Here is a 13,362-nt window from a genome sequence, read left to right as displayed (position 1 = left end):
GATGTCAAACGCCCTGAATATATGAGCTTAACGTTGCGGAGCACACCTTGACCCGGCGCAGGCCTCGTGGGGCTGGCGCCAAAACCGCGCCCAGCGGCAATGAAAAAGGGGGCCGAAGCCCCCTTTCCTATTCATATAGGTCGGCGCTCTTACTGAGCGGCGTTGACCATGTCGGTCAGGATCGGCTCGGCGACTTCCGCGCCCGAAAGCTTGCGGCGTTCGTCGAGGATCAGTTCGTCGCGCGAGGTGGCAATGCGCCGGATCTGGCTCATCATGCCGCCCGTGCCGGCCGGGATGAGACGGCCGACGATGACGTTTTCCTTGAGACCCTGCAGCATGTCGGTCTTGCCGGCGACCGCAGCTTCCGTCAGCACCCTGGTCGTCTCCTGGAAGGAGGCGGCCGAGATGAAGGACGGCGTCTGCAGCGATGCCTTGGTGATACCGAGCAGAACCGGCTGACCTTCGGCAGGCTTCTTTCCCTCCTCGATCAGACGATCGTTGACCTCGTCGAACTCGATGACGTCGACATGATCGCCCGGGATGTAGATCGAGTCGCCCTGTACGGTGATCTCGACCTTCTGCAGCATCTGACGGACGATGACCTCAATGTGCTTGTCGTTGATCGACACGCCCTGCAACCGGTAGACTTCCTGGATTTCATTGACGAGGTAGGAAGCAAGCGCTTCCACGCCCTTGATCGCCAGGATGTCGTGCGGCGCCGGATTGCCGTCGAGGATGTAGTCGCCCTTCTCGATGGCGTCGCCGTCCTGGAGATGGAACGGCTTGCCCTTCGGGATCAGGTATTCGACCGGCTCAAGCGTCGAGTCATGCGGCTCGATGATGATGCGGCGCTTGTTCTTGTAGTCGCGGCCGAAGCGGACCGTACCATCGATCTCGGCGATGATGGCGTGATCCTTCGGACGGCGGGCTTCGAAGAGTTCGGCAACACGCGGCAGACCGCCGGTGATGTCCTTGGTCTTCGCGCTTTCCATCGGGATACGCGCCAGCACGTCGCCAGGGCGAACCTGCGCACCCGGCTCGACCGAAAGAATGGCCTCGACCGAGAGCAGGAAGCGGGCGTCGCCGCCCTTCGACAGCTTGCCGACCTTGCCCTTGGAGTCCTGAACGACCATGGCGGGCTTCAGATCGTTGCCGCGCGGGGTCGAACGCCAATCGATGACCTCACGCTTGGTGATGCCGGTCGACTCGTCGGCCGTTTCCTGAACGGAAATGCCGTCGACCAGATCCTCGAAGGCCACGCGGCCTTCGATTTCGGTGAGGATCGGACGGGTGTAGGGATCCCACTCTGCAACACGCTGGCCGCGCTTCACCTTGTCGCCATCGTCCACGAAGATACGCGAACCATAGGTGACACGGTGCGTCGCACGCTCCTTGCCGGCTTCATCGAGGATCAGGATCGCCATGTTGCGGCCCATGACCACGAGGTTGCCATCGGAGTTGCGGACGACGTTGCGGTTGCGGATCTCGACCTTGCCTTCATACGAAGCTTCGAGGAACGAGCTGTCGACCACCTGCGCGGTACCGCCCATGTGGAAGGTACGCATGGTGAGCTGCGTGCCAGGCTCGCCGATCGACTGTGCGGCGATGACACCGACAGCCTCACCCTGGTTGACAGGGGTACCGCGTGCCAGGTCGCGACCGTAGCAGACCGCGCAGACGCCGACCTTGACTTCGCAGGTCAGTGCCGAACGGATGCGGACCGACTGCACGCCAGCCTTCTCGATCACCTCGATGTCGCGTTCGTCCATCAGCGTTCCGCCCTTGACCAGCAGATCGCCGGTGACCGGGTGGTTGATGTCGTCGAGCGAAGTACGGCCGAGGATACGGAGACCGAGCGAAGCGACCACCTGGCCGGCATCGACGATCGGCTGCATGGTGAGGCCCTTGTCGGTGCCGCAATCAACCGAGTTGACGATGCAGTCCTGCGCCACGTCGACGAGACGACGGGTCAGGTAGCCGGAGTTAGCCGTCTTCAGAGCGGTATCCGCGAGACCCTTGCGGGCGCCGTGGGTCGAGTTGAAGTATTCAAGAACGGTCAGGCCTTCCTTGAAGTTCGAGATGATCGGCGTCTCGATGATTTCACCCGACGGCTTGGCCATTAGGCCGCGCATGCCGGCGAGCTGACGCATCTGGGTGGGCGAACCACGCGCACCGGAGTGCGACATCATGTAGATCGAGTTCATCGGCTTCTGACGGCCGTTGTCCTCGAACTCCACCGCCTTGATGCGGGCCATCATTTCGTCGGCGACCTTTTCCGAGCACTTGGCCCAGGCGTCGACGACCTTGTTGTACTTCTCGCCCTGGGTGATCAGGCCGTCGTTGTACTGCTGCTCATATTCCTTGGCGAGCGCTTCGGTCTGTTCGACCAGTCCGTGCTTCGTATCAGGGATGAGCATGTCGTCCTTGCCGAACGAGATGCCGGCGCGGCAGGCGTGAGCGAAGCCGAGAGCCATGATGCGATCGCAGAAGATGACCGTCTCTTTCTGACCGCAGTGGCGGTAGACGGTATCGATCATCTTGGAGATGTTCTTCTTGGTCATCTCCTGGTTTGCGGTCTCGTACGGCACGTTGACGTTCTTCGGCAGAAGTTCGCCGATGATCATGCGCCCCGGGGTCGTGTCGTGGATCTTGGATACGACATTGCCTTCGGCGTCGACCGTGCGGAAGCGACCCTTGATCTTGGCGTGCAGGGTGACTGCCTTGGTCTCAAGCGCGTGCTGGAGTTCGCCCATGTCGGCAAACGCCATGCCCTCGCCCGGCTCGTTCTGGTTGACGATCGAAAGATAGTAGAGACCCAGAACCATGTCCTGCGACGGCACGATGATCGGCGCGCCGGAAGCCGGGTGCAGGATGTTGTTGGTCGACATCATCAGCACGCGTGCTTCGAGCTGAGCCTCGAGCGACAGCGGAACGTGGACAGCCATCTGGTCGCCGTCGAAGTCGGCGTTGAAGGCCGTGCAGACGAGCGGATGCAGCTGGATGGCCTTGCCTTCGATCAGAGTGGGTTCGAAGGCCTGGATGCCCAGGCGGTGCAGCGTCGGCGCGCGGTTGAGCAGAACCGGATGCTCGCGGATGACCTCGTCGAGGATATCCCAGACTTCCGGCTTTTCCTTCTCGACCAGCTTCTTGGCCTGCTTGACGGTCGAGGAGTAACCCTTGGCGTCGAGGCGGGCGTAGATGAACGGCTTGAACAGTTCGAGCGCCATCTTCTTCGGCAGGCCGCACTGGTGCAGCTTCAGTTCCGGACCGGTCACGATGACCGAACGGCCGGAATAGTCGACGCGCTTGCCGAGCAGGTTCTGGCGGAAGCGACCCTGCTTGCCCTTGAGCATGTCGGACAGCGACTTCAGCGGGCGCTTGTTGGCACCGGTGATGACGCGACCGCGGCGGCCGTTGTCGAACAGTGCGTCGACAGCCTCCTGCAGCATGCGCTTTTCATTGCGGATGATGATGCCAGGCGCACGCAGTTCGATCAGCCGCTTCAAGCGGTTGTTGCGGTTGATCACGCGGCGATAGAGATCGTTCAGGTCGGAGGTCGCAAAGCGGCCGCCATCCAGCGGGACCAGCGGGCGCAGGTCCGGCGGGATCACCGGCACGACCTTCATGATCATCCACTCGGGACGGTTGCCCGATTCCATGAAGTTCTCAACGACCTTGAGGCGCTTGAGGTACTTCTTCTGCTTGAGTTCCGACGTCGTCGTGGCGAGTTCCGAACGCAGATCGCCCGCGATCTTCTCCAGGTCCATGCTGGCGAGCAGGTCGTGGATGGCCTCGGCGCCGATCATGGCGGTGAAGCTGTCCTCGCCATACTCGTCAACCGCAAGCATGTACTCTTCCTCGCTCAGGAGCTGGTGCTCCTTGAGCGCGGTCAGGCCAGGCTCGGTAACGATGTAGTTCTCGAAATACAGGACGCGCTCGATATCCTTGAGCGTCATGTCGAGCAGCGTGCCGATGCGGCTCGGCAGCGACTTCAGGAACCAGATGTGGGCGACGGGCGCTGCGAGCTCGATGTGGCCCATGCGCTCGCGGCGAACGCGCGACAGCGTGACTTCCACGCCGCACTTTTCGCAGATGACGCCCTTGTACTTCATGCGCTTGTACTTGCCGCACAAGCATTCGTAGTCCTTGATCGGGCCGAAGATGCGCGCGCAGAACAGGCCGTCGCGCTCCGGCTTGAAGGTACGATAGTTGATCGTCTCCGGCTTTTTGATCTCGCCAAACGACCAGGACAGAATCTTCTCAGGGCTGGCGAGCGAAATCCGGATGGAATCGAACACCTGCGCAGGCGCCTGAGGGTTGAAGAGATTCATGACCTCTTGGTTCATGCCGTTCTCCTTTTCGGGGCCCTCGAAAGCCCCTTGTCATCGTGTGCGGACCAGAGCGCCCGCCAGCTGTGTCGGCCCATAGCCGAAGAATTCTCAACAAATGAGCATGATCTTGACCGAAACCGGCACCCAACTTTGGGGATCATGCTCTGCGGCGACGCCGCGGGAAAAATCCCGCGGCGCGCCTTTGATGCTTACTCTGCCGCGTCGGGCAGGCGATGAGCGGTCTCGTCGATCTTGGTGTTCTCCAATTCGACATTGAGGCCCAGCGAACGCATTTCCTTGACGAGAACGTTGAAGCTCTCGGGGATGCCCGCTTCGAACGTGTCGTCGCCGCGCACGATCGCCTCGTAGACCTTGGTACGGCCGGCCACGTCGTCCGACTTCACCGTCAGCATTTCCTGCAGCGTATAGGCGGCACCATAGGCTTCGAGTGCCCAGACCTCCATTTCGCCGAAGCGCTGACCGCCGAACTGCGCCTTGCCGCCCAGCGGCTGCTGGGTAACGAGCGAGTAAGGTCCGATCGAACGAGCGTGGATCTTGTCGTCGACCAGGTGGTGAAGCTTGAGCATGTAGATGTAGCCCATCGTCACCTTGCGGTCGAACGGCTCGCCGGTACGTCCGTCATAGAGCTGCGACTGACCCGATGTGTGCAGGCCCGCCTGCTCCAGCATCTCGTTGATGTCAGCCTCGTGCGCACCGTCGAACACCGGGGTCGCGATCGAGACGCCGCGACGCATCTGCTCGCCGAGGCGAACGACACTCTCGTCGTCGTAATTGCGAACCGGCTCGTTCCGGTCGTTGGCCGGAATGATGCTCTCGATGGTGTCGCGCAGCGGCTTGATGTCGCCGGCAGCCTTATACGCATCGATCATCTCGCCGATCTTCCTGCCCATGCCGGCGCAAGCCCAGCCGAGATGGGTTTCGAGGATCTGGCCGACGTTCATGCGCGAAGGCACGCCGAGCGGGTTCAGCACGATGTCGGCATGCGTACCATCTTCGAGGAACGGCATGTCCTCGACCGGAACGATGCGCGACACGACACCCTTGTTGCCGTGACGGCCGGCCATCTTGTCGCCGGGCTGCATCTTACGCTTCACCGCGACGAAGACCTTGACCATCTTCATGACGCCGGGCGGCATCTCGTCGCCGCGCTGCACCTTCTCGACCTTGTCCATGAAGCGCTGCTCGAGCTGCTTCTTGGAGTCGTCGTACTGGCCGCGCAGAGCCTCAAGCTCACCCTGCATCTTCTCGTCTTCGACGGCGAACTGCCACCACTGCGAACGCGGATAGTCGTCCAGGGTCTCCTTGGCGAGCGTCGAGCCCTTCTTGAAGCCCTTCGGCCCGGCAATCGCGTCCTTACCGATGAGCATGTCGCTCAGGCGGCTGTAGACGTTGCGGTCGAGAATCGCCTGCTCGTCGTCACGGTCCTTGGCGAGACGCTCGATTTCCTCGCGCTCGATTGCCATGGCGCGTTCGTCCTTCTCCACGCCGTGGCGGTTGAAGACGCGAACTTCGACGATGGTGCCGTAGGTTCCGGGCGGCATGCGCATGGAGGTGTCACGGACGTCGGACGCCTTTTCACCGAAGATGGCACGCAGAAGCTTCTCTTCCGGCGTCATCGGGCTTTCACCCTTCGGCGTGATCTTGCCGACCAGGATGTCGCCCGGCTGCACCTCCGCACCGATGTAGACGATACCGGCTTCGTCGAGGTTCTTCAGCGCTTCTTCCGAGACGTTCGGAATGTCGCGGGTGATTTCCTCAGGCCCGAGCTTCGTATCACGGGCCATGACCTCGAACTCCTCGATGTGGATCGAGGTGAAGACGTCGTCGGCCACGATACGCTCGGAGAGCAGGATCGAGTCCTCGTAGTTGTAGCCATTCCACGGCATGAACGCGACGAGCACGTTGCGGCCGAGCGCCAGATCGCCGAGCTCGGTCGACGGACCGTCGGCAATGATGTCGCCCTTGTTGACCCGGTCGCCCATGCGAACCAGCGGACGCTGGTTGATGCAGGTGTTCTGGTTCGAACGCTGGAACTTCATCAGGCGGTAGATGTCGACGCCGGACTTGCCCGGATCGAGATCTTCCGTCGCACGGACAACGATACGGGTCGCGTCGACCTGGTCGACGATGCCGCCGCGGCGGGCGCCGATGGCGGCGCCTGAGTCACGGGCAACGATCGGCTCCATGCCGGTGCCGACGAACGGAGCCTCGGCGCGCACCAGCGGCACGGCCTGACGCTGCATGTTCGAACCCATCAGAGCGCGGTTGGCGTCGTCGTTTTCCAGGAACGGGATCAGCGCAGCTGCGACCGAAACCATCTGCTTCGGCGAAACGTCCATAAGGTCGACGTTTTCGCGCGGCGCCATCATCACTTCGCCGGCGTTACGGCAAATGACGAACTCGTCGACGAAGTGGCCGTTCTTGTCGAGCTCGGCGTTGGCCTGAGCAACGAAGTGCTTGGCCTCTTCCATAGCCGAGAGATAGACGACCTCGTTGGTCAGCTTGCCATCGACGATCTTGCGGTACGGGCTCTCGATGAAGCCGTACTTGTTGACGCGGGCAAAGGTGGCCAGCGAGTTGATCAGACCGATGTTCGGGCCTTCCGGCGTTTCAATCGGGCAGATACGGCCATAGTGCGTCGGATGCACGTCGCGGACTTCGAAGCCGGCGCGCTCGCGGGTCAGACCGCCAGGTCCAAGCGCCGAGAGACGACGCTTGTGGGTGATCTCCGACAGCGGGTTGGTCTGGTCCATGAACTGCGACAGCTGCGAGGAACCGAAGAACTCGCGCACGGCAGCTGCGGCCGGCTTGGCGTTGATCAGGTCCTGCGGCATGACGGTGTCGATCTCGATCGACGACATGCGCTCCTTGATCGCGCGCTCCATGCGCAGCAGACCGACACGGTACTGGTTCTCCATCAGCTCGCCGACCGAACGGACGCGGCGGTTGCCGAGGTTGTCGATGTCGTCGATCTCGCCCTTGCCGTCGCGCAGTTCGACAAGCGTCCTGACCACGGCAAGGATGTCTTCCTTACGCAGGACACGGACGGTGTCTTCGGCGTCGAGCTCGAGACGCATGTTCATCTTGACGCGACCGACGGCCGAAAGGTCGTAGCGCTCGCTATCGAAGAACAGCGAGTTGAACATCGCTTCGGCAGTGTCGATGGTGGGCGGCTCGCCCGGGCGCATGACACGATAGATGTCGAACAGCGCGTCCTGGCGGCTCTCGTTCTTGTCGACCGTCAGCGTGTTGCGGATGTATCCGCCCACGTTGATGTGGTCGATGTCGAGGATCTTGATCTCTTCCTCGCCGGCCGAAAGCAGAACCTTGAGGGTCTTCTCGTCGATCTCGTCGCCGGCTTCGAGGAAGATCTCGCCAGTCGCGTAGTTGACGATATCCTCGGCAAGATAGCTGCCGAAGAGATCGTCTTCGGTCGCCTTGATGGCCTTGAGGCCCTTCTCGGCAAGCTGCTTGGCCTGGCGCGCGGTGATCTTCTTGCCGCCTTCGACGACGATCTCGCCGGTATCGGCGTCAACCAGGTCGCCGACAGCCTTCAAGCCCTTGAAGCGATCGACCGAGAACGGGATGCGCCAATGGTCGCCCGACTTCTTGTAGGTGATCTTGTTGTAGAAGGTCGACAGGATCTCCTCGCCGTCCATGCCGAGGGCCATCAGCAGCGACGAAACCGGGATCTTGCGGCGACGGTCGATACGGGCGTGGACGATGTCCTTGGAGTCGAACTCGATGTCGAGCCAGGAACCGCGATAAGGGATGACGCGGGCAGCGAACAACAGCTTGCCCGACGAGTGCGACTTGCCCTTGTCGTGATCGAAGAAGACGCCCGGCGAACGGTGCATCTGCGAAACGATGACGCGCTCGGTGCCGTTGACGATGAAGGTGCCGTTGGACGTCATGAGCGGCATGTCGCCCATGTAGACGTCCTGCTCCTTGATGTCCTTGATCGACTTCGCGCCGGTATCCTCGTCGATATCGAACACGATGAGGCGCAGCGTCACCTTGAGCGGCGCGGCAAACGTCAGGTCGCGCTGACGGCACTCATCGACGTCGAACTTCGGTGCTTCGAACTCGTACTTGACAAACTCCAGCATCGAAGCGCCGGAGAAGTCCGAGATCGGGAAGACCGACTTGAAAACGGCCTGCAGTCCTTCGTCGGGACGACCGCCCTTGGGCTCGTCCACCATCAGGAACTGGTCATAGGATGCCTTCTGAACCTCGATCAGGTTCGGCATCTCCGCAACTTCAGGGATCTTTCCGAAGAACTTGCGTACGCGTCTGCGGCCATTGAAAGTCTGGGTCTGGGCCATCGTCGCTCCTTGCTGCCTTTCTTGGGGTGAGAGTCGCTAAGGCTCACCTTGCATTCTCGCCGCCTCGGCGGCGGCCTGTCCAAAACGGGCGAAAACCCGTTTCCTGAAAGCCGCTTGCGGCCCTCAGGAAATAGGTTCCCCACAATCCCCCGGGTCACGGGAGCCGGTGGGCGGCACTGAGCCGCCCACCGAAACCGTGCTTACTTAAGCTCGACCTTGGCGCCAGCTGCTTCCAGCTGAGCCTTGAGCTTCTCGGCGTCAGCCTTCGAGACGCCTTCCTTGATCGGCTTCGGAGCGCCTTCGACGAGGTCCTTGGCTTCCTTGAGGCCCAGGCCGGTGATGGCGCGGACTTCCTTGATGACTTCGATCTTCTTGTCACCGGCAGCTGCCAGGATGACATCGAACTCGGTCTTCTCTTCAGCCGGAGCAGCAGCAGCGCCGCCAGCAGCAGCGACTGCAACCGGAGCAGCAGCCGAAACGCCCCACTTCTCTTCGAGGAGCTTCGACAGCTCAGCCGCCTCGAGGACGGTCAGGGCCGACAGGTCGTCAACGATCTTTGCGAGATCAGCCATTTATCTATTCCTTCAATCAGTTCGAACGTGTGTTGATGATAGCGAGGAACGGCCTCATGCCGCCTCGTCCTTCCGGGCATATGCGCCAATGACGCGCGCGACCGAAGCCGCCGGCGCATTGACGATCTGGGCGATCCGGGTAGCCGGGGTGGCGATCATGCCAACCAGCTTTGCACGCAGCTCGTCGAGCGACGGGAGCGCGGCCAAAGCCTTGACTCCGTCGGCGTTGAGCGAGGTCGTGCCCATCGAACCACCAAGGATGACAAGCTTGTCATTGGTCTTGGCGAAGTCGGACGCGACCTTCGGCGCTGCAATCGGATCCTCCGAATAGGCAACCAGCGTCTGTCCCTTGAACAGATCGATGATGCTTTCGGATTCCGTGCCCTGAAGAGCGATTTTGGCGAGACGGTTCTTCGCGACTTTGACGGTGCCGCCGGCCTGACGCATCTTCACGCGAAGATCGTTCATTTGCGCGACGGTGATACCGGCATAGTGGGCCACGACGACTGAACCTGCGTTCGAGAACGCGTCATTCAGGCCCGTGACGAGTTCGCGTTTTTCCGCTCTGTCCACTGCCTATCTCCAGTTGACCGCCTCCCATTTGCGGGGTGAGCGGTCGGGTTGCCTTTTGCCGGGCGGCCAATCCAGAAATTCCAGATCACCCGAACGGCGCTCGAGGATCCTGCCCCCTTTCGCCACACCTGACGGGCTTGCGGCCCGGCGCGATGCGCAGACAAAAGGCAAACACGGTTCGAACCTTTCATTGGAGCCAAAGCTCCTTTGTCTGGTCTTCACCCGTCTCATGCAGGCCCATTCGAATTAAGGACCAAGGGTCGCCTGGACCGCCTGCAATCTCGGACAGGATTTTCGAAAGCTGTTTCCAACTTCCGAAAATCCGGGCTCGGAAGCCCGGAATTCTTATTCGGGATCAGGCCTTTATTGGCCGATCCAAATTCAACTTATCAGGACGCTGCGAGCGTGCCGAGGTCGAGCTTCAGGCCCGGGCCCATCGTCGAGGTGACGGACACCTTCTTGACGTAGACGCCCTTGGCACCGGCCGGCTTGGCCTTGTTGACCGCATCCGCGAAGGCGCGGACGTTCTCTTCCAGCGCCTTGACGTCGAACGAAACCTTGCCGACGCCGGCGTGGATGATACCGGCCTTCTCGACACGGAACTCAACGGCGCCGCCCTTCGAAGCCTTGACGGCTGCTGCGACGTCGGTGGTCACGGTGCCGACCTTCGGGTTCGGCATCATGCCGCGCGGGCCGAGCACCTTACCGAGACGGCCGACCAGCGGCATCATGTCGGGGGTGGCGATGCAGCGGTCGAAGTCGATCTGGCCCTTCTGGACGATGTCGACGAGATCTTCCGCACCAACGATGTCGGCGCCGGCTGCGCGGGCTTCGTCAGCCTTCGCATCGCGTGCGAAAACCGCAACGCGGACCGTACGGCCCGTGCCGTTCGGCAGGTTGACCACGCCGCGGACCATCTGGTCAGCATGGCGCGGGTCGACGCCGAGGTTCATGGCGACTTCGATGGTCTCGTCGAACTTGACCGACGAGCGAGCCTTCAAAAGCTCGAGTGCTTCACCAAGGCCGTAAGCCTTGTTTGCATCGATGCCTTCGCGGGACTTGGAAACGCGCTTTGCAATCTTAGCCATGATCTCAGCCCACCACTTCCAGGCCCATCGAACGAGCCGAGCCTTCGACCATCTTGATGGCGGCTTCGATGTCGTTCGCGTTGAGGTCCTTCATCTTGACTTCGGCGATCTCGCGCACCTTGGCGCTGCTGATCTCGCCAGCCTTGATCTTGCCCGGCTCCTTCGAGCCAGACTTGAGGTTGGCCGCCTTCTTCAGGAAGTAGGCCACCGGAGGCGTCTTCATGACGAAGGTGAACGACTTGTCCTGGTAATAGGTGATCACGACCGGGATCGGCGACCCCTTCTCGAGCTCCTGGGTCTGCGCGTTGAACGCCTTGCAGAACTCCATGATGTTGATGCCACGCTGACCAAGCGCCGGTCCGATCGGGGGCGACGGCGTCGCCGAACCCGCGGAAACCTGAAGCTTGAGCTGGCCCGCAACTTTCTTAGCCATCTCTTTCCTGCCTTTGTTTCATGCCGGCTGGGCCGGCGGTTGCAGTTCGGTGGTGCGAAGAAGACGACCGGCTAAGCCGCCTCATCTCCCACCATGCTTGCGCCAGGCATGCGCCTGGCACTGCCCACCACCGAAACCGGTGACGGGCGTTTCGATCAGCCCTTTTCGACCTGACCGAATTCGAGATCGACAGGCACGGCGCGCCCGAAGATCGAAACTTCCACCTTGAGGCGCGCACGCTCCTCGTCCACTTCCTGGACGAAACCGTTGAACGAGGCGAACGGACCATCGGAAACGCGCACCGCCTCGCCGATCTCGAAGGTGACCGAAGGCTTCGGACGCTCGACGCCTTCCTGAACCTGGTTCAGGATGCGCTGGGCCTCGGCTTCCGTAATCGGCACCGGCTTCGAATCGCCAAGGAAACCAGTAACCTTCGGGGTGTTCTTGACGAGACTGAACACTGCGTCCGTGAGGTTGGCCTTGAGCAGGACATAGCCCGGGAAGAACTTGCGCTCGGCATCGACCTTGCGGCCGCGGCGAATCTCGACAACCTTTTCGGTCGGAACGACGATCTGCTCGATCTGGTCGCTCAGGCCCTTCTGCTTGGCCTTGTGCTCAATGTCCTCGGCGACCTTCTTTTCGAAGTTCGAATAGGCGTGGACGATGTACCAGCGCGCGGTCATTTCAGGGAATTCTCCGTATTCGCAGCCTTAGCGGCCAATGCCCAGGATCTGCTCGACAGCGAATGCCATCAGCTGGTCAGCGGCAAAAAAGAAAATCATCGCGATGACGGCAAATCCGAGCACCATGACGGTCGAGATCATCGTCTCGCGCCGTGAGGGCCACGTAACCTTCGCCGTTTCCGACCGCACCTGCTGCAGAAAGGTGAAGGGGTTCGTGGTTTTCGCCATGTGCCGCTCTGCTTTCAACGTCCGTTGACCGGACTTCTGGATGATCCCGTGACCGGGAGATGCCGCTGCATGGCAGGCAATCCGCGCCGAATCAGCGCAAACATTCCGCCCATGCAATTCGGACGCGTAAAGCCGGATCCCCAGCTCCACGCGCCGCGTGTCTGTTTCGCCTACATAGAGCCGATTCTCTTTCCACGCAAGTGGCAGGAACCCGTACTACGTTTGAGCGCCGCGTCGGGACCATCCAGTCGTCCCGTTCCGGCTATAGAAGTCTTTATGCCTGAATTAGCGAATTCTGGCAAGACTGGCACGGGCAGCAGGGCTCGAACCTACGACCTGCGGTTTTGGAGACCGCCGCTCTACCAACTGAGCTATGCCCGTACTTGTCGCCGCGCATCATCTGCGCAGCACGGGCTTCCTAAGGATTTCCGAGGCGTCTGTAAAGAGTGGAGTGCGCGATGCTTCCAACATTCACAGGCGGAATTGCACGAGGCGCTGCACAAGCGCCCTCGCCCGCCCGGCTTGGGCAGGTCCAGGCTTCCGATCACGATTTGGCGGGCGGTACGTAAGGTCCGCCTGGTACGCCCCAGCCCCAGCGTGGCATCGGTTCGTGGAGTGCGGGCGCGGCACCGTCCTGTGAGTTCAGCTTGGCCAGGCGCGTACCCCATTCGAGATAGGCGACGAACGCCGAACGGAACTCCGGATCGTCGGGCAGATCCACCTCGTCGGCAGCATCGAGCAACAGCGCAATCCATTGACGGCGCTGCGCCTCGGTCAGGTGCCTGTTGAGGTGATAGCTGATCATGGCGGGATGGCCGCCATGGCTCTCGCTGTAGTCCTTCGGCCCTCCAAACACCTCGCCGATAAAGGCAGCGACATGCGCGGGATGGTCACCGGACATGTTGCGGAACACCGGTTCGAGCAGCGGATCACTGCGCACCTTGTCATAGAATACGCTCGTCAGCCGGTTGAGCGCCGTTGCCCCGCCGGCCCAGTCGAACAATGTCGGCACGTCTTTTTGCATCGCCTTCATCCTATAGCGTTGAAGGCATATGGGGAGCGCGATCGCGGGTGGGAAGCCTGCAGCTGTCAGTGCGTGGATGTCTTA

General features: G+C 61.4%; 9 protein-coding genes and 1 tRNA gene. All 10 read right to left on the bottom strand.

The annotated features are described in order from the left end of the window. Positions 1-149 precede the first annotated feature (149 nt). Entirely contained in the window at positions 150-4,346 is a 4,197-nt protein-coding gene (rpoC, locus tag WHT83_RS15940) for a DNA-directed RNA polymerase subunit beta' (RefSeq protein WP_406871727.1), read from the bottom strand. Positions 4,347-4,540: 194 nt separating this feature from the next. Then, positions 4,541-8,677: a DNA-directed RNA polymerase subunit beta gene (rpoB, locus tag WHT83_RS15935; protein ID WP_183261256.1), complete on the bottom strand. Its 4,137-nt coding sequence runs from the start codon at positions 8,675-8,677 to the stop codon at positions 4,541-4,543. Between the two features lie 200 nt (positions 8,678-8,877). Then, positions 8,878-9,249 carry a 50S ribosomal protein L7/L12 gene (rplL, locus tag WHT83_RS15930; RefSeq protein ID WP_055973815.1) on the bottom strand — a complete coding sequence of 124 codons (372 nt, stop codon included), beginning with the start codon at positions 9,247-9,249 and terminating at the stop codon, positions 8,878-8,880. Between the two features lie 54 nt (positions 9,250-9,303). Further along, complete coding sequence (gene rplJ / locus WHT83_RS15925; RefSeq protein WP_055973817.1) at positions 9,304-9,822, bottom strand: 50S ribosomal protein L10; 519 nt, start codon at positions 9,820-9,822, stop codon at positions 9,304-9,306. Positions 9,823-10,211: 389 nt separating this feature from the next. Then, positions 10,212-10,910: a 50S ribosomal protein L1 gene (gene rplA, locus WHT83_RS15920; protein WP_108608197.1), complete on the bottom strand. Its 699-nt coding sequence runs from the start codon at positions 10,908-10,910 to the stop codon at positions 10,212-10,214. 4 nt (positions 10,911-10,914) lie between these two features. After that, positions 10,915-11,343 (bottom strand): 50S ribosomal protein L11, encoded by a 429-nt coding sequence (rplK, locus tag WHT83_RS15915; protein WP_055973823.1) that lies wholly within the window; start codon positions 11,341-11,343, stop codon positions 10,915-10,917. 155 nt (positions 11,344-11,498) lie between these two features. Further along, on the bottom strand, positions 11,499-12,026 hold the full coding sequence (gene nusG / locus WHT83_RS15910) for a transcription termination/antitermination protein NusG (RefSeq protein ID WP_108608198.1): 528 nt from the start codon (positions 12,024-12,026) through the stop codon (positions 11,499-11,501). Between the two features lie 27 nt (positions 12,027-12,053). Then, a complete protein-coding gene (gene secE, locus WHT83_RS15905; RefSeq protein WP_055973830.1) occupies positions 12,054-12,254 on the bottom strand; it encodes a preprotein translocase subunit SecE in 201 nt (66 codons plus the stop codon). A gap of 305 nt (positions 12,255-12,559) precedes the next feature. Continuing rightward, positions 12,560-12,635: transfer RNA gene (locus WHT83_RS15900), tRNA-Trp, on the bottom strand. A gap of 163 nt (positions 12,636-12,798) precedes the next feature. Continuing rightward, a complete protein-coding gene (locus tag WHT83_RS15895) occupies positions 12,799-13,278 on the bottom strand; it encodes a group II truncated hemoglobin (RefSeq protein ID WP_406871726.1) in 480 nt (159 codons plus the stop codon). Positions 13,279-13,362 lie beyond the last annotated feature (84 nt).

Origin of the sequence: Aminobacter sp. P9b, from assembly GCF_045345995.1 — a bacterium.
Taxonomy (GTDB): Bacteria; Pseudomonadota; Alphaproteobacteria; order Rhizobiales; family Rhizobiaceae; genus Aminobacter; species Aminobacter niigataensis.
The sequence above is the reverse complement of the archived record's forward strand: the minus strand, read 5'-3'. Positions and strand labels throughout refer to the sequence as shown.

What these genes read in the sequence shown, in the direction of transcription:
- WHT83_RS15895 (WP_406871726.1), bottom strand. Translation starts at nt 13,278, where the DNA reads ATGCAAAAAGACGTGCCGACATTGTTCGACTGGGCCGGCGGGGCAACG.
- secE (WP_055973830.1), bottom strand. Translation starts at nt 12,254, where the DNA reads ATGGCGAAAACCACGAACCCCTTCACCTTTCTGCAGCAGGTGCGGTCG.
- nusG (WP_108608198.1), bottom strand. Translation starts at nt 12,026, where the DNA reads ATGACCGCGCGCTGGTACATCGTCCACGCCTATTCGAACTTCGAAAAG.
- rplK (WP_055973823.1), bottom strand. Translation starts at nt 11,343, where the DNA reads ATGGCTAAGAAAGTTGCGGGCCAGCTCAAGCTTCAGGTTTCCGCGGGT.
- rpoC (WP_406871727.1), bottom strand. Translation starts at nt 4,346, where the DNA reads ATGAACCAAGAGGTCATGAATCTCTTCAACCCTCAGGCGCCTGCGCAG.
- rpoB (WP_183261256.1), bottom strand. Translation starts at nt 8,677, where the DNA reads ATGGCCCAGACCCAGACTTTCAATGGCCGCAGACGCGTACGCAAGTTC.
- rplL (WP_055973815.1), bottom strand. Translation starts at nt 9,249, where the DNA reads ATGGCTGATCTCGCAAAGATCGTTGACGACCTGTCGGCCCTGACCGTC.
- rplA (WP_108608197.1), bottom strand. Translation starts at nt 10,910, where the DNA reads ATGGCTAAGATTGCAAAGCGCGTTTCCAAGTCCCGCGAAGGCATCGAT.